Here is a 22,469-nt window from a genome sequence, read left to right as displayed (position 1 = left end):
TCCGGCAGTCCCGCACGTCCAGCACCGAGGAGCCGCGTCCCATGAACAAGCCACTGCGACGGGTCTCGGTCTTCTGCCTCGCCCTGATAATGGCGCTCATGGGCTGGGCCACCTGGATTCAGGGCGCAAAGGCTACTGACTTCAAGGAGGACTCGCACAACCCGCGGGTGACGATCGGCAAGTACGCGGCTCCGCTGGGCAACATCCTCGTCGACGGGGAGCCGGTGACCGGCTCCGCGGCCACCTCCTCCACGCTCAAGTACAAGCGGACGTACAAGGACGGGCCGCTCTACGCGCCGGTGACGGGTTTCACCTCGCAGATCTTCGGCAGCAACCAGCTGGAGAGCCTCTACGGCCCCCTCCTGGACGGCTCCGACAGCCGGCTGCAGAGCCCCGCCGACGCCCTGACCCGCACCCGGGCCAAGGGCGGCGACGTGTCCACCACCCTCGACGGCAAGGTGCAGCAGGCCGGCTACCGGGCGCTGGGCGGCAAGAAGGGCGCGGCCGTCGCCATGGACCCGGCCACCGGGCGGATCCTGGGCATGGTCAGCACCCCGTCGTACGACCCCGGGAAGTTCGCCGGGTCCTCCACGGCCGACCAGAAGGCGTGGAAGAAGATGTCCGACGACCCGGACAGCCCCGAGGTCAACCGGGCGCTGCGGCAGCCGCTGCCGCCCGGGTCGACCTTCAAGCTGGTGGTCGCCGCGGCCGCGCTGGAGAACGGCCTGTACTCCTCGGTGGACGAGCACACCGACAGCCCCGACCCGTACACGCTGCCGCACACCCGCACCACGCTGAAGAACGAGAGCGCCTCCGCGCCCTGCAAGAACGCCACCATCCGCACCGCGCTCCAGTACTCCTGCAACACCGTCTTCGCGAAGATGGCCGTCGATCTGGGCAAGGACAAGGTGAAGGCGCAGGCCGAGAAGTTCGGCTTCAACGACGGCAAGGTGGACACCCCGGTACGGGCCGGCAAGAGCCTCTACCCCTCGGACATGGACCAGGCGCAGACCGCGCTGTCCGGGATCGGCCAGTTCAACGACCAGGCGACCCCGCTGCAGATGGCGATGGTCGCCGCGGCCATCGCGAACGGCGGCGAGCTGAAGAACCCGCAGCTGGTCGACAAGCTGACAGACGGGGGCGGCAACACCGTCCAGCAGAACGGCCCGTCGACGTACGGACGGACCATGTCGGGCCGCAGCGCCGCGCAGCTGCGCTCCGCGATGCAGACTGTGGTGGACAAGGGCACCGGCTCCAACGCGAAGATCGACGGACTGACCGTCGGCGGCAAGACCGGTACCGCCCAGCACGGCGTCGACAACAGCGGTACGCCCTACGCCTGGTTCGTCTCCTACGCGCAGGACGCGAGCGGGCACCAGGTCGCGGTGGCCGTCATGGTCGAGGACGGCCACGCGGCCCGCAGCGAGATCTCCGGCGGCGGGCTGGCGGCCCCGGTGGCCCGGGCGATGATGCGGGCGGCGCTGGGTTAGCGGGGGCCGTTTCCGGGCCGGCGCGGCGCGGCGGGCACCGGCGGGCAACGCAACGCACCGCTGTCAGTGGTGCCTCGTAGACTTGTCGTCGTGAGCGAGCGCCCCCGAAACGACGACCCCGACCCGACCGACGCCTTCGACGACATGGTCGAGGCCGAGACCGGCCTTCCCCAAGCTCTCGAATCCGCTCAAGCAGGGGAGACCCCAAACCCGGACCTCGCGGTGATCGAGGCGGGCAGCCGGACGCTGCGCGCCCAGGCAGGACCGCCGCAGGGGGACCCGGTGCCCGCCCGGCCGGCCGACCCCGAGGTCGACCGCGCGCTGCGCGCCGTCGAGGAGGAGCTGGCCGGCCGCTGGGGCGAGACCAAGCTCGACCCGTCGGTCAAGCGCATCGTGGCGCTGCTGGACATCCTCGGCTCGCCCCAGCGGGCGTACCCGTCCATCCACATCACCGGCACGAACGGCAAGACCAGCACCGCCCGCATGATCGAGGCCCTGCTGGGCGCCTTCGACCTGCGCACCGGCCGGTACACCAGCCCGCACGTCCAGTCCATCACCGAGCGCATCAGCCTGGACGGCAGCCCGATCTCCGCCGAGCGCTTCATCGAGACCTACCGGGACATCGCCCCGTACGTGGAGATGGTCGACTCCCAGCAGGAGTACCGCCTGTCGTTCTTCGAGGTGCTGACGGCGATGGCGTACGCCGCCTTCGCGGACGCCCCGGTGGACGTCGCGGTCGTCGAGGTCGGCATGGGCGGCACCTGGGACGCCACGAACGTCATCGACGGTGACGTCGCCGTGATCACCCCGATCTCGCTGGACCACACCGACCGCCTCGGCGAGACGCCCGAGGAGATCGCCGGCGAGAAGTCCGGGATCATCAAGAAGGACGCCACGGTCGTGCTGGCCCAGCAGCCGGTGGACGCGGCGTCGGTGATGCTCAAGCGCGCGGTCGAGGTGGACGCCACGGTCGCCCGTGAAGGCATGGAATTCGGGGTGCTCTCCCGTGAGGTCGCGGTCGGCGGGCAGATGCTGACGCTGCGCGGCCTGGGCGGCGAGTACCCGGAGATCTTCCTGCCGCTGTACGGCGCCCACCAGGCGCACAACGCCGCGGTGGCGCTCGCCGCGGTCGAGGCGTTCTTCGGCGTCGGCTCCGACCAGGCGCGGACCCTCGACATCGACACCCTGCGCTCCGCGTTCGCCGCGGTCGCCTCCCCGGGCCGGATGGAGGTCGTCCGGCGCAGCCCGACGGTGGTCCTGGACGCGGCGCACAACCCCGCGGGCGCGCGGGCGGCGGCCGAGGCGGTCACCGAGGCGTTCGGATTCAGCCGGCTGGTGGGCGTGGTCGGGGCCAGCGCCGACAAGGATGTCCGGGGCTTCCTGGAGGCGTTCGAGCCGATCTTCGCCGAGGTCGTGGTGACGCGTAATTCCAGCCATCGTGCGATGGACCCGGACGAGCTGGCGGCGGTCGCGGTGGAGGTCTTCGGTGCCGAGCGGGTGCAGGTCGAGCCGCGGCTCGACGACGCGCTGGAGGCGGCGATCACCCTCGCGGAGGAAGAGGGCGAGTTCTCCGGAGCGGGTGTGCTGGTGACCGGTTCGGTGATCACGGTCGGCGAGGCCCGGCTGCTCATGGGAAGGAGCTGACCATGCGCATGCTGTGCGCCAGCACCCTGATAGGCGAATTCTTCGTGATCGGTTTCGCCGGCCTGGTCGCGATGCAGCTGACCGACCTGTCGACGGTCACGATCTGGACGGTCAGCGGGATCGCGATGCTGCTGAGCATCGTGCTGTGCGGCATGCTCACCCGCCCCGGCGGCGTCCAGCTCGGCTGGGCGCTGCAGATCGCGCTCATCGCCAGCGGCTTCGTCCTTCCGACGATGTTCTTCCTGGGAGCGGTGTTCGCCGCGCTGTGGTGGGCGTCGGTCCACTACGGCCGCAAGGTCGACGCGGCGAAGGCCCGTTGGGCGGCCGAGGCGTCCACCGCGGGCTGAGCCGCCGCGCCGGGCCCGGCGCCCGGCGCCCGTGGCGGGCCCGATCCGCCGCGCGGAGGCCGCCGGGCGCCGGGGTGGGCGGGTTAAGGGCTGGTGGGAGCGCCCCTGTAGCCTCAGTGCACCCGCCTGACCCTCGTTCACATCCAGGGAGTTCTTTCGTGAGCCAGCGCACCCTCGTCCTCCTCAAGCCCGACGCCGTCCAGCGCGGCCTGATCGGCGAGATCATCGGCCGCCTGGAGCGCAAGGCCGGCTGGACGATCAGCGCGCTGGAGCTGCGCACCCTGGACCGGGCCCTCCTGGAGCAGCACTACGCCGAGCACGTCGGCCGGCCCTTCTACGAGCCCCTGGTCGCCTTCATGTCCTCCGGCCCGGTCGTCGCCATGGTCGTCGAGGGCGAACGGGTGATCGAAGGGGTGCGGACGCTGGCCGGTCCGACTGACCCGATTGCCGCATCGAGTGGGTCCATTCGTGGGGACTTCGGAACGATCACCCGGGAGAATCTGATCCATGCGTCGGATTCCGAAGAGTCCGCCGAGCGCGAGATCAAGATTTTCTTTCCCGGCATTTCCTGACTCTTCATCAGCTGTACACCCCTCGTGACCAGGGGCGACCGACAAAATCACCGGTCGCCCTTTGGTGTATGAAACACGATCGGGGGAACGCATCACCGCGACACGACGTCACCATTGAGGGGGGCGGGTGCGTGTACGGCTGACAATGGCGGAACAGCCTCCCGACGTGTTCGAGTGGGTGCACTACGAACTACGATGGAGGCTTCCGCGCCTCACAGCGCATCACCTCCTGCCGACCTCCAGTAAGCATTCGCTCCAGTTGGGAAGGCCAGACGTATCCTCATGGGGAACAACATGTCGTTCATCGGCCGTGACATGGCTGTCGACCTCGGGACCGCCAACACGCTGGTGTACGTCAGGGGCCGCGGCATCGTCCTCAACGAGCCGTCGGTCGTGGCCATCAACACCAACACCGGCGGCATTCTCGCGGTGGGCGCCGAGGCGAAGAAGATGATCGGGCGCACGCCCGGCAACATCGTCGCGGTGCGACCCCTGAAGGACGGCGTGATCGCCGACTTCGAGATCACCGAGCGGATGCTCCGCTACTTCATCCTCAAGATCCACAAGCGGCGCTATCTGGCGCGGCCGCGGGTCGTGGTGTGCGTGCCCTCCGGCATCACCGGAGTTGAGCGCCGCGCGGTCATCGAGGCGTCGACCCAGGCCGGTGCGCGCCAGGTGCACATCATCGAGGAGCCGATGGCCGCGGCGATCGGCTCCGGCCTGCCGGTCCACGAGGCCACCGGCAACATGGTCGTGGACATCGGCGGCGGCACGACCGAGGTCGCGGTCATCTCGCTCGGCGGCATCGTCACCGCCCAGTCCATCCGGGTGGCCGGCGACGAGCTGGACAACGCGATCATCCAGCACATCAAGAAGGAGTACAGCCTTCTGCTGGGCGAGCGCACCGCCGAGAGCATCAAGATCACCATCGGTTCGGCGTACGACCTCGAACAGGACGAGCACACCGAGATCCGCGGCCGCGACCTGGTCTCCGGTCTGCCGAAGACCGTCGTCATTTCGGCCGCCGAGGTCCGCAAGGCCATCGAGGAGCCGGTCAACTCCATCGTCGACGCGGTCAAGACGACCCTCGACAAGTGCCCGCCGGAGCTGTCCGGCGACGTCATGGACCGCGGCATCGTGCTCACCGGAGGCGGCGCCCTGCTCCGCGGCCTCGACGAGCGGCTGCGCCGCGAGACCGGCATGCCCATCCACATCGCCGAGGACCCGCTCGACTCCGTCGCGCTCGGTTCCGGCAAGTGCGTCGAGGAGTTCGAGGCCCTCCAGCAGGTCCTCGACTCCCAGCCCCGCAGGTAACGAAGCACCGGCCCGACCGCCGCGGCCGTCATGCGACGACCGCGGCGTTCGGGCACCATGGCGGAAGCAGCCGGCCCGCCCGGCGGGCCGCCGAGCCGGATCCCGCGCCCTCCGATACGGATCGCTGACGCGGATCGTTGATATACAGGCACAACATCCCGACAGATACGGTGCGCTGACGTTTCACCCCTCGGCACCGTCACAGCAAGGCACAAAGCTCAACTCCCGAACGAGACCGGCGGGGCCCGCAGCCGGCCGGTCCTACGAGGAAGGACACGGCCGCCGCACGTGAGGGACACACGAGAGAGCCGGCTGCTGCTGGTGCTGTTGGTCGCGATCGCGTTCGCGCTGATCACGGTCGATATCCGCGGCGGCGAACAGTCCCCGCTCGACGGCGTCCGGCAGGCCGCCGCCTCCGCCTTCGGCCCCGTGGAGCGCGGTGTCGCCCGCGTCGTCGACCCGGTCGGCAACGCCGTGGGCGCCGTACGGGACTCCGGCCGGCGGCACAGCCGGATCGCCGAGCTGGAGCACCAGAACGAGGCGCTCAAGGCCAAGCTCGGCTCCTCCGACCGCAACCGCAGCCGCGCCGCCGAGCTCGACAAGATCCTCAAAACCGCGGGCACCGGCCAGTACGCCATCAAGGGCGCCCAGGTCATCGCCATCGGCTCGGCCCAGGGCTTCTCCTGGACCATCACCATCGACGCCGGCAGCCGCGACGGCATCGCCCGCGACATGACCGTGCTCAACGGCGACGGCCTGGTCGGCCGGGTCACCACCGTCGGCGCCGAGACCTCCACGGTGCTGCTGGCCGCCGACCCCGACTTCACCGTCGGCACCCGCATGGAGAAGACCAACGAGATCGGCTTCGCAAACGGGCAGGGCGTCCGCTCGCTGCGCGTCCAACTGCTCAACGGCCGGGCCACCGTCAAGAAGGGCGACCGGCTGGTCACCTTCGGCTCCAGCAGGGACAAGCCGTTCGTGCCCGGCGTCCCGGTCGGCCGGGTCGTCAAGGTCGAGCCCTCCAACGGCGATCTGACCCGCACCCTCCAGGTCCGCCCGTTCGTCTCCTTCTCCCAGCTCGACATCGTCGGCGTCGTCGTCCAGCCGCCCCGCCAGGACCCGCGTGACACCGTCCTGCCGCCCGCGCCCGCGAAGCCCAAGCCGACACCGACGGTCACCGTCACGGCCACCCCCTCCGCGAGCGCCTCCCCCAGGAGCTGACCGATGCGCATCAACCGGATCCTGCTCTCGGCCCCGCTGGTGGTCGTCGCCCTCGTCATCCAGGTCACCGTCCTCGCGCGCCTCCAACTCCCCGGCGCCGTACCGGACCTGCTGCTGCTCGTCGTCCTCGGACTCGCACTGGTCTACGGGCACGTCGCCGGCGCGCTCATCGGCTTCTTCGCCGGACTGCTGGCCGACGTCGCCCCGCCCTCCGACCACGCCATCGGCCGCTACGCCCTGGTGCTCTGCGTCATCGGCTACGTCGCCGGCCTGACCAAGCCGGACTCCGGCCAGCACCGCTCGGCGACCGTGCCCCTGATGGTCGTCATCGGTGCCGCCATCGGCTCGACGCTGATGTACGCCGGCGTCGGCTCGCTCGTCGGCGACACCGCCGCCCGCCACGTCGGCCTGGTCGGACTGCTGCTCAGCGCCACCCTCTACGACCTGCTGCTGGCCCCCTTCGTCGTACCGCTGGTGATGGCGCTGGCCCGCAGAACGGAGCACGAGGCGCTGGTCGGTGACGGCTCCGGCAGCCCGAGCGGCACCTCCGGCAGCCGCGACGCCGGCTACGGCTGGCTCACCACCGGCACCGGCCTCAAGGCCAGCCGCGGCGCCATGAAGTCCGTCCGCACCGGTGCGCGCATCGGCAGCCAGCGCGGCGGACTGCTCGGCAAGTCGGCCCGCGACAAGGTGGGCCGCATCAAGGGGGTCAAGCGCCTGTGACGTCCGCCCTCCCCCGGAATCCGACCGGGGGGACCCCAGTCCCGACCACCACACCTCATGGAGGCGCTGCGGGCCATGAGTAACCGCTCCGAAACCCGGACGTCCCGTGTCACGGTCCGGCTCATCGCGCTCCAGATCCTGGTCTTCTCGCTGCTGCTCACCCTCGGCGGCCGGCTCTGGTACCTGCAGATCCGCAACGGCCAGGAGTACGCCAACGAGGCCCGGAACAACCACGTCCAGCAGGTCGTCGACCCCGCCACCCGCGGCTCCATCCTCGACGCCCGCGGAGTGCCGCTGGCCGACAACCAGACCCGCCTGGTCGTCTCCGCCAGCCGCACCGCCCTGCTGAAGATGAAGGACGACGGCAAGGCCGTGCTCGGCCGGCTCGCCAAGGTCCTCGGCATGCCCGAGAAGGACATCCGCAACAAGGTCCGGCTCTGCGACTCCAAGACCCCGCAGCCCTGCTGGAACGGCTCGCCGTACCAGCCGATCCCGATCACCGACAAGGCCACCACCCAGCAGGCGCTGCAGATCCGCGAGCGCTCCGAGGACTTCCCCGGCATCAGCGCCGAGCCCACCGCGGTACGCCGCTACGCCGCCCCCGGCGACGCCAACACCGCCCAGGTCCTCGGCTACCTCTCCCCGGTCACCGACGAGGAGATCAACAAGGCCAAGAACACCCGCTCGCCGCTGCTGCGCTCGGACCAGATCGGCCGGTCCGGTCTGGAGCGGCAGTACGACGACTACCTGCGCGGCAAGGCGGCCGTCACCCGCTACGAGGTCGACAACCTCGGCCGGGTCATCGGGCAGGCCAAGAGCGACAAGGGCCAGGCCGGTTCGAGCGTGGTCACCAGCATCGACGCCCGCGTCCAGGCCATAGCGGAGAAGCAGCTGGACCAGGCCATGAAGGACGCCCGTAAGGTCCACGACCGCAACACCGGCACCAACTACAAGGCCGACTCCGGCGCCGTGGTCGTCATGGAGGCCAAGACCGGCCGGGTGGTGGCGATGGCCTCCAACCCGACCTACGACCCCAATGCCTGGGTCGGCGGGATCTCCGGCAAGGACTACGCCCGCCTCACCGGCAAGGACTCCAACTACCCGCTGCTGAACCGCGCCATCCAGGGACAGGCCGCCCCCGGCTCGATCTTCAAGGTCATCTCCACCTCGGCCGCGATCAACGCCGGCTACGACTTCGACGGCCACTACCCCTGCACCAGCTCGTACAGCATCGGTGGCCAGGTCTTCAAGAACTTCGAGGGCGAGGGCCACGGCGACATCAGCCTGGGCCGGGCGCTGGAGGTCTCCTGCGACACCGTCTTCTACCGGCTCTCGCACGACGAGTGGAAGAAGGACGGCGGCGACAAGCCCAAGAAGAACGCCAACGACTGGTTCTACAAGACCGCCCACCAGTTCGGTCTCGGCAAGGAGACCGGCATCGACCTCCCCAACGAGGTCAAGGGCCGGGTCCCCGACCGCAAGTGGAAGCACGACTTCTGGAGGGCCAACAAGGCCGGCTGGTGCGAACAGGCCAAGGCGTGGCCCAAGAAGAAGGACTTCGGCACCAAGCTCGCCCGCGAGGGCTGCCTCGAAGGCATGAAGCTGCACGCCTACGACTCGATCAACTACGCCATCGGGCAGGGCGACACGCTCGTCACCCCGATCCAGATGGCGACGATCTACGCGGCGCTCGCCAACGGCGGCACGCTCCACGACCCGACGGTCGGCAAGGCGGTCGTCAGCCCCGACGGCAAGCACATCCAGATGATCAAGCCGAAGGCGCACGGCAAGCTGCCGGACACCCCCACCACGCTCAAGCAGATCGACTCCGCGCTGGCCGGCGTGGCCACCCGGGGCACCGCGGCCTGGCGCTTCCAGGGCTGGCCGCAGGACAAGATCCCGATGCACGCCAAGACGGGTACCGCGGAGGTCTACGGCAAGCAGACGACCTCGTGGTTCGCGACGTACACCAAGGACTTCACGATCGTCATGACGATCTCCCAGGGTGGTACGGGCTCCGGCGCCTCCGGTCCGGCCGTGCGCAACATCTACAACGCCCTGTACGGCGTCGACCCGAAGGGCGAGATCAACCCGAAGGCCGCCCTGCTGCCCAAGCCGCAGGCGTCGCTCCCCAAGATCGAGGGGGACGGCACGATCCAGGCCCAGCCCATCAAGCCGTACGTCCTCCCGTCGCCGTCACCCTCGGGGAGCCCACAGTGACGACCAGCCCCACCTCCCGGGCGTTCTCCATCCGGCGCTACACCCCCGAGCTCGGCACCTGGGGCAAACTGACCGCCCGCGGCTCGGTGCTGCGCAGGCTGGACTGGATACTGCTGCTGTCCTGCCTGCTGCTGTCGCTGCTCGGCTCCCTGCTGGTCTTCTCCGCCACCCGCAACCGCACCGAGCTGAACAAGGGCGACGAGTACTACTTCTTCCTGCACCACCTGCTGAACCTCGGCATCGGCCTGGCGCTCGCCGGGGCCACCATCTGGCTCGGCCACCGCACCCTGCGCGGTGCCGTCCCGGTCCTGTACGCCCTGTCGGTCGTCCTCGCGCTGCTGGTGCTGACCCCGCTGGGCGCCACCATCAACGGCTCCCGGTCCTGGCTGGCGATCCCCGGCGGCTTCTCGCTGCAGCCAGCCGAGTTCGCCAAGATCTCCATCGCGCTCGGCATGGCGATGATCCTGGCGTCCCGGGTCGACGCGGGCGACCGCCCGCACCCCGACCACCGCACCGTCGTCCAGGCCCTCGGGCTGGCCGCCGTCCCCGTCCTCGTCATCATGCTGATGCCGGACCTCGGCTCGGTCATGGTGCTCGGCGCCGTCATCCTCGGCGTCCTGCTCGCCTCCGGCGCGTCCAACCGCTGGATCCTCGGCCTGGCGGGCACCGGCGTCGTCGGCTGCGTCGCCATCTGGCAGCTCGGCCTGCTCGACGCCTACCAGATCGCCCGCTTCGCCGCGTTCGCCAACCCGAGCCTCGACCCGGCCGGCGTCGGCTACAACACCAACCAGGCCCGGATCGCGATCGGCGGCGGCGGACTGACCGGCTCCGGCCTCTTCCACGGCAGCCAGACCACCGGCCAGTTCGTGCCCGAGCAGCAGACGGACTTCATCTTCACCGTCGCCGGCGAGGAACTGGGTTTCCTGGGCGCGGGCCTGATCATCCTGCTGCTCGGCATCGTCCTGTGGCGCGCCTGCCGGATCGCCCGCGAGTCCACCGAGCTGTACGGCACGGTGGTGGCCGCCGGCATCATCGCGTGGTTCGCCTTCCAGTCCTTCGAGAACATCGGCATGACGCTCGGCATCATGCCGGTGACCGGTCTGCCGCTGCCGTTCGTCTCCTACGGCGGCACGTCCATGTTCGCGGTCTGGATCGCCATAGGGCTGCTCCAGTCGATCCGCGTCGGACGCCCGCTGTCGGCGTCCCGCTGACGAGCCGTCAGCGAGGCGTGTGGAGCTCGAACCACAGCGACGTGGAGCGCGGGAGGCCCGCGAAGGACGTGGTGCCCCAGTCGTCGGCGAGGTGGCCGGTGAGCAGCAGGCCGTAATCGGTCTCCGGCTCACCGGCCACCGCCGCGTACGGGCCCCCCGCCGGCGACGGGAGGAGCTGCGCGGGCAGTCGCAGGGGCGCCTCGTCGTGCACGCTGATCCGCACGCCGTGCCCGGCCGTCAGGATCCGCAGCAGGATCTCCGCCGACCGCGGCGTACGCAGATGGGAGCTGGTGACCGCCTCCGAGGTCAGCAGCACCGCGGTGTCCAGCAGCGGGGCGAGCGGGGTACGGAGCAACACCGCCCGGACGAAGTCGCGGGCGGCTTTGGGGGCGCTCGGTCTGCTCGGCGCCGCCAGCAGGAACGGGCGGGCGCCCGCCGCGAAACAGATGGGCTTACGGGCGACGGATGCGGTCTGCGGGTGCACGGATGTCTCCCTCCCCGAAGGGTCGAGTCAGCGCCGACGGCCACGCAGCGCGGCCGGTTCGCCACTCTGAGTGGGCGTTCTGTGACACACCGTAAGACACCTTCCCTGGCAAATGCCACCCGCTCTTCCGGATCCTGACAGGGCGGGTGGTCCTCGCCCCGCGTGGTGGCTAAATTCGATGCATGGCGGACACCGTGCGGGAGATCGAGCGGAAATACGAAGCCGACAGCACCACCCGGCTGCCCGACCTGGCAGGCATCGACCGGGTCGCCACCGTGGTGGAACAGGGCGTGGAGGATCTGGACGCCCTCTACTACGACACCCCCGACCAGCGCCTGACCGCGGCCGGCATCACCCTGCGGCGGCGCACCGGGGGCAGGGACGCCGGCTGGCATCTGAAGCTGCCGGCCGGGCCCGGGGAGCGCGAGGAGATCCGGGCGCCGCTGTCCGACGTCCCGCCCCCGGAGCTGACGTCGCTCGTGCGCGCACGGGTGCTCGACCGGGACCTGGTCCCTGTCGTACGGCTGCGGACCCGCCGCACGGTGCGGGAGCTGCGGGACGCCGCGGGCGCGCCGCTCGCCGAGGTCGCGGTGGACGAGGTGTGGGCGTGGCCGGCGGGAGAGGCGGAGAAGCCGGGTGCGGCCGGGGTGGCCGGCCGTACCGAGGCGCGCTGGCGCGAGATCGAGGTGGAGCTGACCGGCGGGGGAGAGCGCGATCCCGGTCTGCTGGACGAGGCTGAGCGGGCGCTGGCCGCGGTCGGTGTCCACCCGGCGTCCGCCCCGTCGAAGCTGGCCAGGGCGCTGGAGGAGACCGGTCTGCGACCGGCCCGCCCCGAGGACCGCACCGCCGCCGTGGCCTCCGGCAAGGGCGCCGCAGCCGCCAGCCGGAAGAACTTTGGCGAGAAAGAGTCGGGCAAGAAGGGATCCGGCAGGAAAGGCTCCGGCAAGAAGGGGGCCGGCCGGAGGGGCACCGCCGGTGATCTCGTCCTGGAGTACGTCCGCGAGCAGCTGCGGGTGATCGTCGAACTCGACCCCGCGGTGCGCCGCGACGTCCCCGACTCGGTGCACCGCATGCGCGTCGCCACCCGCCGGCTGCGCAGCGCGTTCCGCTCGTACACCAAGGTCCTCGACCGGGGTGTCACCGCACCGGTCGGCGGCGAACTGAAGTGGCTGGCGGCGGAGCTGGGCGTGGAGCGGGACCGCGAGGTGCTGACCGACCGGCTGGTGACCGCGGTGGCCGACGTGCCCCGGACCCTGCGGCTGGGCCCGGTCGACGCCCGGCTGCGCATCTGGTCGGAGCGGCACCGGGCGGAGTCCCGGGACCGGGTGCTCGCCACCCTGGACGGCGACCGCTACCTCGCGCTCCTGAAGACCCTGCACGCCCTCCTGGAGGACCCGCCGTTGCGCCCGGGGGCCGGCCGGCCGGCACCCGAGATCGCGGCCCGGGCCGTGCTGAAGGACTACCGGCGACTCGCCCGCCGCGTGCGGACCGCGCTGGACGCCCCCGCGGGACAGGACCGGGACGTGGCGCTGCACCGCGCCCGGAAGGCCGCCAAGCGGACGCGGTACGCGGCAGAGGCGGCCCGCCCGGCGCTCGGCCGCCCCGCGAAGAAGTTCGCCAAGCGCGTCAAGCGGGTGCAGCAGCTGCTCGGCGACCACCAGGACAGCGTGGTGGCCCGCGGCGCCCTGCGCGAGCTGGCGACCCAGGCGCAGCAGGCGGGCGAGGGCGGTTTCACCTTCGGTCTCCTGTACGGCCGCGAGGAGGCCCGGGCGGCGGACCGGGAGCGGGAGCTGCCGCGGGTGTGGAAGAAGGCTTCGCGGCGCAAGTACCGGGCGGCGCTCCGGCCGTGAGGGCGCCCCCGGGCGGGGGCTCTCCCGCGCCGTGCGAGGGGCGACTCCGAGCGGGTTACGCTTGATAGTCGCCCCATGCCAGCTCACGAAGGTTCGAGATGTCTGCCGAGTCGGTCTTCCCACAGCTCGAGGCCCTGCTCCCGCATGTGCAGAAGCCCATCCAGTACGTCGGTGGAGAGCTCAATTCCACGGTGAAGCCGTGGGAGAGCTGCGACGTGCGCTGGTCGCTCATGTACCCGGACGCGTACGAGGTCGGCCTGCCCAACCAGGGCGTCATGATCCTCTACGAGGTCCTCAACGAGCAGGAGGGCGTGCTCGCCGAGCGCACCTACAGCGTCTGGCCGGACCTCGAAGCGCTGATGCGCGAGCACGGCGTCCCGCAGTTCACCGTCGACGCCCACCGCCCGGTGCGGGCCTTCGACGTGCTCGGCGTCTCGTTCTCCACCGAGCTCGGCTACACCAACCTGCTCACCGCCCTGGACCTCGCCGGCATCCCGCTGGAGGCCAAGGACCGCACCGAGGAGCACCCGCTGATCCTCGCCGGCGGCCACGCCGCCTTCAACCCCGAGCCGATCGCGGACTTCCTGGACTGCGCGGTGGTCGGTGACGGCGAGCAGGCGGTGCTGGAGATCACCGAGATCATCCGGGCCTGGAAGAACGAGGGCCGGCCCCGCGGGCGCGACGAACTGCTGTTCCGGCTCGCCAAGACGGGCAGCGTCTACGTCCCCAAGTTCTACGACGTCGAGTACCTGGCCGACGGCCGGATCTCCCGCGTCGTGCCCAACCGCTCCGGCGTCCCGTGGCGGGTCTCCAAGCACACGGTCATGGACCTCGACGAGTGGCCCTACCCCAAGCAGCCGCTCGTCCCGCTGGCCGAGACCGTCCACGAGCGGATGTCCGTCGAGATCTTCCGTGGCTGCACCCGCGGCTGCCGCTTCTGCCAGGCCGGCATGATCACGCGCCCCGTGCGGGAGCGAAGCATCACCGGCATCGGCGACATGGTGGACAAGGGTCTGAAGGCCACGGGATTCGAGGAGGTCGGCCTGCTGTCGCTGTCCTCCGCGGACCACACCGAGATCGGTGACATCGCCAAGGGGCTCGCCGACCGGTACGAGGAAGACAAGATCGGCCTGTCGCTGCCGTCGACCCGCGTCGACGCCTTCAACATCGACCTCGCCAACGAGCTGACCCGCAACGGCCGCCGCTCGGGTCTGACCTTCGCGCCCGAGGGCGGCTCGGAGCGGATCCGCAAGGTCATCAACAAGATGGTCTCCGAAGAGGACCTGATCAGGACCGTCTCCACGGCCTACGGCAACGGCTGGCGGCAGGTGAAGCTGTACTTCATGTGCGGCCTGCCGACCGAGACCGACGAGGACGTCCTCCAGATCGGCGACATGGCGGTCAAGGTCATCGCCGAGGGCCGCAAGGTCTCCGGGCAGAACGACATCCGCTGCACGGTCTCCATCGGCGGCTTCGTCCCCAAGCCGCACACCCCGTTCCAGTGGGCGCCGCAGCTGTCCGCGGAGGAGACGGACGCCCGTCTCGAAAAGCTCCGCGACAAGATCCGCGGCGACAAGAAGTACGGCCGCTCCATCGGCTTCCGTTACCACGACGGCAAGCCCGGCATCGTCGAGGGCCTGCTCTCGCGCGGTGACCGCCGGGTGGGCGCGGTGATCCGCGCGGTCTACGACGACGGCGGCCGCTTCGACGGCTGGCGCGAGCACTTCTCCTACGACCGCTGGATGCGCGCCGCGGAGAAGACGCTGCCGGACTTCGGCGTGGACGTCGCCTGGTACACCACCCGTGAGCGTGAGTACGAGGAGGTCCTCCCGTGGGACCACCTGGACTCCGGCCTGGACAAGGACTGGCTCTGGGAGGACTGGCAGGACGCCCTCGACGAGACCGAGGTCGAGGACTGCCGCTGGACCCCGTGCTTCGACTGCGGCGTGTGCCCGCAGATGGACACCGAGATCCAGATCGGACCGACGGGCAAGAAGCTGCTGCCGCTGACCGTCGTCAAGTAGCGCTCCGCATCAGCGTTTCCGGCCCGGCGCCCGCACCCCGCGGCGCCGGGCCGTGGCGTGTCCGCGGACAATGGGGCGATGCCACCGCAGTTGATCGCCCCCACCGTCGACGTGCACGCCTCGTTCCTCGCCGCCATGGAGGAATTCCGCGCCGAGGGGGCGGACCGGTCCCCGCACTCCAACCTGGCCCGTGAGCTGAGGACTTGGCGTGACCGCTGGCCGTCCGCCGAGGGGTTCGCCGCGTACGTCGGCACGGTCGGCGGCACGTCGTACGACGAGCGGGCCGACGGCGTGGTGCCCTCGACCACGCTGTGGTGGGTCGAGGGCGACACCTACCTGGGGCGGATCGCCCTCCGGCACCGGCTGACCGGCACGCTCCTCGCCTACGGCGGCCACGTCGGCTACGCGGTCCGCCCCTCCGCGCGCCGCCGCGGCCACGCCACCGCGATGCTGCGCGCCGCGCTCCCGTATGCCCATCAGGAACTGGGCCTCGACCGGGTGTTGGTGACCTGCGACGACACCAATGCCGGTTCGCGCAGGGTCATCGAGGCGTGCGGCGGGGTCTTCGAGGACCAGCGGGGCGAGAAGCTGCGCTACTGGATCCACGCCCGGCGGCAGCAGGCCGACGCGCACGTCTGAGGGACCGACCGACAGGGGGAGCCGTATGGAACCGGCCCGGTACGCACACCGTGAGCCCGGCGAGGGATGTCTGACCACCGCGGTCCGCTTCCCGGTGCGGGTGGTGGTGCTGATTCTCGTGGTGCCGGTGTGTCTGCTCTGGGACGCCCTGACCACCGCCGCCCGGGCCGTCGACCGCACCGTGCTCCGCCCCCTGGGGCGTGGCCTGGCCCTGCTGTGGCGCACCCTCGTCCTGCGACCGGTGGCCTGGACCTGGCGCACCCTCGTGGTGCTCCCGCTCGCCTGGGTCTGGCGGACGCTGGTGGTCGCGCCGCTGGCCCTGGTGTGGCGCCATGTCCTGACGCCCCTCGGCCGGGGGCTGGCCCGGGTGGTGCGGGGCATCGGTGCCGGGTTGTGGTGGCTGGCGCGGCGGCTGGGCGCGGCGCTCGGCCGGCTGGGGCACCGGCTCGTCGTGGTGCCGGCCCGGTGGCTGTACACGTGGGTGCTGGCGCCGGTGGGGCGGGCGGTCGGCTGGGTGCTGACGGGGGTCGTCACGGTACTGGCCGCACTCGTCCGGTGGATTGTGCTGGTCCCGGCCGTCGCCCTGTGGCGGTACGTTCTCGGGCCGGTCCTCGGGGCGCTGGCGACCGTGCTGACGGTGGTCGTCCGTGAGGTCGCGGACGCGCTCGGGCACTGCTGGCGGGTCGCCGGGGCGATCTCGCGGGCGGTGGGCCGGTTCCTGGGGGCGGTGCTGCGCCGGCTCGTCGCCGAGCCGCTGCGCCGGGCGTACCGCCACGTGCTCACCCCGCTCGGTCACGCCGTCCGGGACGGTGTCTGGCGGCCGGTGCGGCGGGCGCTGCGCGGGGTGCGCGAGACGGTGCGGCAGACCCGCGGGGAGATCCGCCGAGCCCTGTTCGGAACGCCCGCTCCGGAGCGGCGTTCCGCGGCGGTACCGCCCCACCGGGAACCTGGGGGCCGCGGGACACGTACTCTAGGTAGCAGTACGACCGCACTCACGAAGGACTGAACGACACTGGGCAAGCGACAGCCCGAAGGCCCGCCGCCCGCACCGGCGGTGCAGCGCATCCGACTGCGCTACACCAAGCGCGGCCGCCTCCGGTTCACCAGCCACCGCGACTTCCAGCGCGCTTTCGAGCGGGCGCTGCGCCGCGCCGAGGTCCCCATGGCCTATTCAGCGGGGTTCACCCCGCACCCCAAGGTGTCGTACGCCAACGCCGCCCCGACGGGTACGGGCAGTGAGGCCGAGTATCTGGAGATCCAGCTCGCCGAGCACCGCGATCCGGACAAGCTTCGCGAACTGCTCAACGAGTCGCTGCCGGACGGACTCGACGTGATCGACTCCGTACAGGCGCACACGAGCGGACTGGCCGACCGGCTGCAGGCTTCGGTGTGGGAGATCCGGCTCGACGGCGTCGAGGCAGAGACGGCCCAGCGGGCCGTCGAGGCGTTCCTCGCCGCCGACGAGGTGCTGGTCGAGCGCCGGACGAAAAACGGCATGCGGAGCTTCGACGCGCGGGCCGCAGTGGCGCGTCTGGAGACCTCCGGCCGCGAGGGCGATAGGCCCGACGGCAAAGCCTGTGCGATACTGCGGCTGGTTGTTCGGCATGTGACACCCGCCGTTCGACCCGACGACGTCCTGTCCGGCCTCCGAGCTACGGCCGACCTGGCGCCGCCGGTCCCCGCTGCGGTGACCAGGCTGGCGCAGGGGCTGCTCGATGAGGAGACCGGCGCGGTGACTGACCCGCTAGCGCCCGACCGCGACGCTGCCACGGCCGCCCCACCCACGGCCGCCGGGCTGAGTGCCGCGAAGGCGCCGAGTGGGACCTCCCCGTCAGTCGGGGAAGGTACTGCGTAGGACTGCCGTCGTCGCGTCGCCGATCAGCCAGGGAGCCACCCCGGTCCGGCAGACGCACTGACCAGGAGACTTTCGCCGGTCCCCGCCCTACGGGGCCCGGCGAGCGAGACGACAGCTCCCGTGCGGCGCCCACGCCCCGGACAGCGGGCCCGCGCTCATCACGCGGACCGCGGCCGGAACAAGGCCCGGCGCCCGGGAGCGTGACGGGAGAACCGCCCGCATGCTCGAGCCCATTGAGCCCACTGACTCCACGCCGTCCAAGGACCGTGGAATCGACGACAACCACTCACCCAGCGACACGCTTCCGCCGCGCCGTAGGCGCCGTGCGGCGTCCCGGCCGGCCGGTCCGCCGGTGGCCGGAGAGGCACCGGAGGCGGCCGTGGTGAGCACCGAGACCGCCGCGGCACCCGTGGACGACCCGGCCCCCGCCGGGGAGCCCGCCGCCGCGTCGGTCACCACCGGGGACGACGCCAAGCCCGCCCGTACGCGCCGCCGCGCGACCCGTAAGGCCACCTCTCCGGCGGGGCCGCCGCAGCCGGCCGCCGAGGAGCCCGCCGAGGCTCCGGCCGCCGTCGAGGAGCCCGCTGCCGCAGAGGAGGCGCCCGCCGAGGCGCCGCAGGCCGAGGACGCCGCGCCGCGCCGTACCCGCCGCCGGGCCACCCGCAAGGTGTCCGCGCCCGCCGGGTCCCCGCAGACCGAGACCGCCGTGGAGCCGGCCGCCGAGGCGCCCGCGCCCGCCGCGGTCACCACAGAGGCCGCCCCCGTCGCCGAGGAGGCCGCACCGGCCGCCGCCGAGGAGGCCAAGCCCGCCCGTGCGCGCCGCCGGGCCACCCGTAAGGCCACCGCTCCGGCCGGCGCACCTCAGGTGAGCGCCGCCGAGGAGGCCGCACCTGAAGCGGTGGAGAGCGCCGCCCCGGCTGCCCCGGCCGCCGAGGAGGAGGCGCCCGCGCCCGCCGAGGACGCCAGGCCGGCCCGTGCGCGCCGCCGCGCCACTCGTAAGGCCACCGCACCCGCCGGTGCGCCCGAGGCCGCCGAAGAGGCGCCGGCCGCCGAGGCCGTCGCGGCGAGCGAGCCCGCTGAGCCCGCCGAGGCGCCCCGCCGCCGTTCGCGCCGCCGTGCCGCTGAGCCGGCCGCCGAGGCACCGCGGGCCGAGGAGCCCCGTGCCGCGGAGGAGCCCGCGCAGGAGGCGCCGGCCCGCGGCCGCCGCCGGGCGCAGCGTCCGCCGACCGCCGTCTTCCAGGCGCCGGTCTTCACCGAGCCGATGTTCCAGACCCCGGAATCCGCGGCCGCCGCGCACGCCGCGGCCCGCCAGGAAGAGGCGGCGACCGAGGCCGTCGAGGAGCAGCCCGCCGCCTCGCGCCGTCGCCGCCGTCGCGGCGCCCCGGCCGAGCCCGAGCAGGTCACGCCCGTCGTCGAGCCGGAGACCGGCCAGGCCGCACCGGCCGCCGCCGAGGAGGCCGAGCCGGAGACCGAGCCGGAGGAGTCCGGCCAGGCCGAGGACGAGTCCGCCGAGCGTCCCTCGCGCCGCCGCCGCCGTGGTGGCCGTCGCCGTCGCCGCGGTGAGTCCGCCGACGGTGCCGACGAGCAGTCCGCCGAGGAAGCCGCGGACGAGGCCGAGTCCGAGGAGGACGAGGAGCACGCCGCCGACGAGGCGGAGGCCCACGAGGAGGCCGAGGAGGCGGGCGGCGGCTCCAGCAGCAGCCGTCGTCGCCGTCGCCGCCGCCGTCGCAGCGGGGACGGTGCGGATGCCGAGCCCGGCCACGCCGACGACCCGGAGCGCACGGTCGTCAAGGTCCGTGAGCCCCGTAAGAAGGAAGAGGGCACCAGCGCGGACGAGGTGCAGTCGATCAAGGGGGCGACGCGCCTGGAGGCCAAGAAGCAGCGGCGCCGCGAGGGCCGCGAGCAGGGCCGCCGCCGGGTGCCGATCATCACCGAGGCCGAGTTCCTGGCCCGTCGCGAGGCCGTCGAGCGGGTGATGGTCGTCCGCCAGAGCGGCGAGCGCACCCAGATCGGCGTCCTCGAGGACAACGTGCTCGTGGAGCACTTCGTCAACAAGGAGCAGGCGACCTCGTACGTCGGCAACGTCTACCTCGGCAAGGTGCAGAACGTCCTGCCGTCGATGGAGGCCGCCTTCGTCGACATCGGCAAGGGCCGCAACGCCGTGCTGTACGCCGGTGAGGTCAACTTCGAGGCACTGGGCATGGCCAACGGGCCGCGCCGCATCGAGACCGCGCTGAAGTCCGGCCAGTCGGTGCTGGTGCAGGTCACCAAGGACCCGATCGGTCACAAGGGCGCCCGGCTGACCAGCCAGGTGTCGCTGCCCGGCCGGTACCTGGTCTACGTGCCCGAGGGCTCGATGACGGGTATCAGCCGCAAGCTCCCGGACACCGAGCGGTCGCGCCTGAAGCAGATCCTCAAGAAGATCGTCCCCGAGGACGCGGGCGTCATCGTCCGTACGGCCGCGGAGGGCGCGAGCGAGGAGGAGCTGGCGCGCGACGTCCAGCGTCTGCAGGCGCAGTGGGAGGAGATCCAGAAGAAGGCGAAGGGGTCCTCCGCGAACGCCCCGACGCTGCTCTACGGCGAGCCGGACATGACCGTCCGGGTTGTCCGCGACATCTTCAACGAGGACTTCTCCAAGGTCATCGTCAGCGGTGACGAGGCGTGGGAGACCATCCACGGCTACGTCAACCACGTCGCCCCGGACCTCGTCGACCGGCTGCAGAAGTGGACGTCGGACGTCGATGTCTTCGCGACGTACCGGATCGACGAGCAGCTGATGAAGGCGCTGGACCGCAAGGTCTGGCTGCCCAGCGGCGGCTCGCTGGTGATCGACCGGACCGAGGCGATGGTCGTGGTCGACGTCAACACCGGCAAGTTCACCGGCCAGGGCGGCAACCTGGAGGAGACGGTCACCAGGAACAACCTGGAGGCGGCCGAGGAGATCGTGCGCCAGCTGCGGCTGCGCGACCTCGGCGGCATCATCGTGATCGACTTCATCGACATGGTGCTGGAGTCCAACCGGGACCTGGTGCTGCGGCGTCTGCTGGAGTGCCTGGGCCGGGACCGTACGAAGCACCAGGTGGCCGAGGTCACCTCGCTGGGCCTGGTCCAGATGACCCGCAAGCGGGTCGGCCAGGGTCTGCTGGAGTCGTTCTCGGAGCAGTGCGTGCACTGCAACGGCCGCGGCGTGATCGTCCACATGGAACAGCCGACGACGGTCGGCGGTGGCGGCAAGCGCAAGAAGAAGGGCAAGGCCGCGCAGGCCGAGCCGCACGTCCACGAGGTCGAGGCGGCCCCGTCGCTGCCGGACGGCGCCGCTCCCGAGCTGGAGCCCGCCCCGGTGACCGAGGCCGAGCTGCAGCCCGCGGTGGCCGAGGCCGACGAGTGGTTCAGCAGCCCCGCGGAGGCCGAGGCGGCCGCCGGGCGCAGCCGTGGCCGCCGCCGGGTGAGCCGGAAGGTGTCCGCTCCGGCGGGGGCCCCCAAGGCCGCCGAGGAGCCCGCCGCGATCGTGGTGCCGGCCGAGCCGGCGCCGGCTGCCGAGCCGCAGCCGGTGGCCGAGGCGGCCCCCGAGGCGCCGGTCGCGGAGCCCGCGCCGGCCCGTCCGCGCCGTCGGGTGACCCGTAAGGTGACCGCCCCGGCGGGTTCGCCGGAGGCCGACGAGGCGGCGACGGTCGTCATCTCGGCGCCCGCGGCGGAGCCCGTCGCCGAGCCGGTGTCCGGCGAGGCCGCGGAGCCTGTCGGTGCCGAGGCGGCGGAGGCCGAGGCGGCGCCTGCTGCCAAGAAGACCGCGAAGAAGGCGGCGGCGAAGAAGGCCACCGCCAAGAAGGCCACGGCGAAGAAGGCACCGGCCAAGAAGGCGGCGGCGAAGAAGACCACCACCGCCAAGAAGGCCACCGCGAAGAAGACCGCCACGAAGAAGACGACGACCAAGAAGGCGGCGGCCAAGAAGACCGCGGCCGCCGAGCAGTCCTAGGTCGTGTGAGTCACCAGGCCGTGCCCCGGACCGTCAGTGTCCGGGGCCGGTTTGACCCCCTGGTCAAGGCCCCGTAACCTTGACCGTCGGTGTCTGAGAACATCTGAGACACCGCAACCCCTGAGCAACTACCTCCCGGTCCGCCCGGGAGAGGCCGCTCGTCCACTCGGATTCCACGGGCCCTATCCCGAGCCCGTGTGAGCGGCTGGCATCAGAGGATCCGTTTCTAGCGAAAGAGAGTTCCGCGTGTACGCGATCGTGCGCACCGGCGGGCGCCAGCAGAAGGTTGCTGTCGGCGACGTCATCGAGATTGACCGCATCTCCACCAGCAAGGTCGGCGACACCGTCGAGCTCTCCACGCTGCTGGTCGTCGATGGTGACGCAGTCACCAGCGACCCGTGGGTCCTGGCCGGCGTGAAGGTCCAGGGTGAGGTCGTGGACCACCACAAGGGCAACAAGATCCGGATCCAGAAGTACAAGAACAAGACCGGTTACAAGAAGCGGATCGGCCACCGCCAGCTCCACACGGCGCTGAAGATCACCGGCATCGACGCTCCGGCGAAGTAAGGGACTGAGGAGACATGGCACACAAGAAGGGCGCATCGTCCACTCGGAACGGTCGCGACTCCAATGCTCAGCGGCTCGGCGTGAAGCGCTTCGGCGGTCAGGCCGTCCTCGCCGGTGAGATCCTGGTCCGCCAGCGCGGCACCCACTTCCACCCGGGCACGGGCGTCGGCCGCGGCGGCGACGACACCCTGTTCGCCCTTGAGGCCGGTGCGGTGCAGTTCGGCACCCACCGTGGCCGCAAGGTCGTGAACATCGTCCCGGCCGCCCAGTAATACGGGCCCGGACGTAGTAACTCGGCTGGGATTCCGGGGGCATCCCCCGGAGTCGGCGCAGTC

18 protein-coding genes are annotated in these 22,469 nt (G+C 71.6%); 17 read left to right on the top strand and 1 reads right to left on the bottom strand.

Annotated elements, in window-relative coordinates; translation table 11 throughout:
• The first annotated feature begins 41 nt into the window (after window positions 1-41).
• From OO62_RS03555 to rodA, 9 genes are all read left to right on the top strand, one after another.
• Window positions 42-1,490, top strand: a complete 1,449-nt coding sequence (locus OO62_RS03555) for a peptidoglycan D,D-transpeptidase FtsI family protein (protein ID WP_033265679.1) — start codon at window positions 42-44, stop codon at window positions 1,488-1,490.
• Window positions 1,491-1,634: 144 nt separating this feature from the next.
• Window positions 1,635-3,134 (top strand): bifunctional tetrahydrofolate synthase/dihydrofolate synthase, encoded by a 1,500-nt coding sequence (folC, locus tag OO62_RS03550; protein WP_381571004.1) that lies wholly within the window; start codon window positions 1,635-1,637, stop codon window positions 3,132-3,134.
• 2 nt (window positions 3,135-3,136) lie between these two features.
• A complete protein-coding gene (locus OO62_RS03545; RefSeq protein ID WP_033265677.1) occupies window positions 3,137-3,481 on the top strand; it encodes a DUF4233 domain-containing protein in 345 nt (114 codons plus the stop codon).
• Between the two features lie 158 nt (window positions 3,482-3,639).
• Window positions 3,640-4,053, top strand: a complete 414-nt coding sequence (ndk, locus tag OO62_RS03540) for a nucleoside-diphosphate kinase (protein ID WP_033265676.1) — start codon at window positions 3,640-3,642, stop codon at window positions 4,051-4,053.
• Between the two features lie 294 nt (window positions 4,054-4,347).
• On the top strand, window positions 4,348-5,367 hold the full coding sequence (locus OO62_RS03535; RefSeq protein ID WP_003985182.1) for a rod shape-determining protein: 1,020 nt from the start codon (window positions 4,348-4,350) through the stop codon (window positions 5,365-5,367).
• 288 nt (window positions 5,368-5,655) lie between these two features.
• The gene (gene mreC / locus OO62_RS03530) at window positions 5,656-6,588 is read left to right on the top strand and encodes a rod shape-determining protein MreC (protein WP_033265675.1); all 933 of its coding nucleotides are present in this window, start codon (window positions 5,656-5,658) and stop codon (window positions 6,586-6,588) included.
• A 3-nt stretch (window positions 6,589-6,591) separates the two neighbouring features.
• Window positions 6,592-7,311: a rod shape-determining protein MreD gene (mreD, locus tag OO62_RS03525; protein ID WP_033265674.1), complete on the top strand. Its 720-nt coding sequence runs from the start codon at window positions 6,592-6,594 to the stop codon at window positions 7,309-7,311.
• Between the two features lie 75 nt (window positions 7,312-7,386).
• Window positions 7,387-9,531, top strand: a complete 2,145-nt coding sequence (gene mrdA, locus OO62_RS03520) for a penicillin-binding protein 2 (RefSeq protein WP_033265786.1) — start codon at window positions 7,387-7,389, stop codon at window positions 9,529-9,531.
• A 29-nt stretch (window positions 9,532-9,560) separates the two neighbouring features.
• Entirely contained in the window at window positions 9,561-10,742 is a 1,182-nt protein-coding gene (gene rodA, locus OO62_RS03515) for a rod shape-determining protein RodA (protein WP_228332639.1), read from the top strand.
• A 7-nt stretch (window positions 10,743-10,749) separates the two neighbouring features.
• Here the strand turns inward: rodA and OO62_RS03510 are convergent, their stop codons facing one another.
• Complete coding sequence (locus OO62_RS03510) at window positions 10,750-11,226, bottom strand: ATP-binding protein (RefSeq protein ID WP_033265672.1); 477 nt, start codon at window positions 11,224-11,226, stop codon at window positions 10,750-10,752.
• A gap of 182 nt (window positions 11,227-11,408) precedes the next feature.
• Between OO62_RS03510 and OO62_RS03505 the strand changes: the two genes are divergently transcribed.
• From OO62_RS03505 to rpmA, 8 genes are all read left to right on the top strand, one after another.
• A complete protein-coding gene (locus OO62_RS03505; RefSeq protein ID WP_033265671.1) occupies window positions 11,409-13,076 on the top strand; it encodes a CYTH and CHAD domain-containing protein in 1,668 nt (555 codons plus the stop codon).
• Between the two features lie 98 nt (window positions 13,077-13,174).
• A complete protein-coding gene (locus OO62_RS03500; protein ID WP_033265670.1) occupies window positions 13,175-15,100 on the top strand; it encodes a TIGR03960 family B12-binding radical SAM protein in 1,926 nt (641 codons plus the stop codon).
• Between the two features lie 78 nt (window positions 15,101-15,178).
• Complete coding sequence (locus OO62_RS03495) at window positions 15,179-15,739, top strand: GNAT family N-acetyltransferase (RefSeq protein WP_033265669.1); 561 nt, start codon at window positions 15,179-15,181, stop codon at window positions 15,737-15,739.
• A 25-nt stretch (window positions 15,740-15,764) separates the two neighbouring features.
• On the top strand, window positions 15,765-16,745 hold the full coding sequence (locus tag OO62_RS03490) for a hypothetical protein (protein ID WP_033265668.1): 981 nt from the start codon (window positions 15,765-15,767) through the stop codon (window positions 16,743-16,745).
• 48 nt (window positions 16,746-16,793) lie between these two features.
• Complete coding sequence (locus OO62_RS03485; RefSeq protein WP_033265667.1) at window positions 16,794-17,594, top strand: TIGR03936 family radical SAM-associated protein; 801 nt, start codon at window positions 16,794-16,796, stop codon at window positions 17,592-17,594.
• Between the two features lie 220 nt (window positions 17,595-17,814).
• Window positions 17,815-21,567: an Rne/Rng family ribonuclease gene (locus OO62_RS03480; protein ID WP_033265666.1), complete on the top strand. Its 3,753-nt coding sequence runs from the start codon at window positions 17,815-17,817 to the stop codon at window positions 21,565-21,567.
• Between the two features lie 246 nt (window positions 21,568-21,813).
• Window positions 21,814-22,134, top strand: a complete 321-nt coding sequence (rplU, locus tag OO62_RS03475) for a 50S ribosomal protein L21 (protein WP_033265665.1) — start codon at window positions 21,814-21,816, stop codon at window positions 22,132-22,134.
• 14 nt (window positions 22,135-22,148) lie between these two features.
• Window positions 22,149-22,406, top strand: coding sequence for a 50S ribosomal protein L27 (gene rpmA, locus OO62_RS03470; RefSeq protein ID WP_033265664.1), 258 nt, complete (start codon window positions 22,149-22,151; stop codon window positions 22,404-22,406).
• The last annotated feature ends 63 nt before the right edge of the window (window positions 22,407-22,469 follow it).

The organism is Streptomyces lydicus, from assembly GCF_000717345.1.
GTDB lineage: Bacteria > Actinomycetota > Actinomycetes > Streptomycetales > Streptomycetaceae > Streptomyces > Streptomyces lydicus.
The sequence above is the reverse complement of the archived record's forward strand: the minus strand, read 5'-3'. Positions and strand labels throughout refer to the sequence as shown.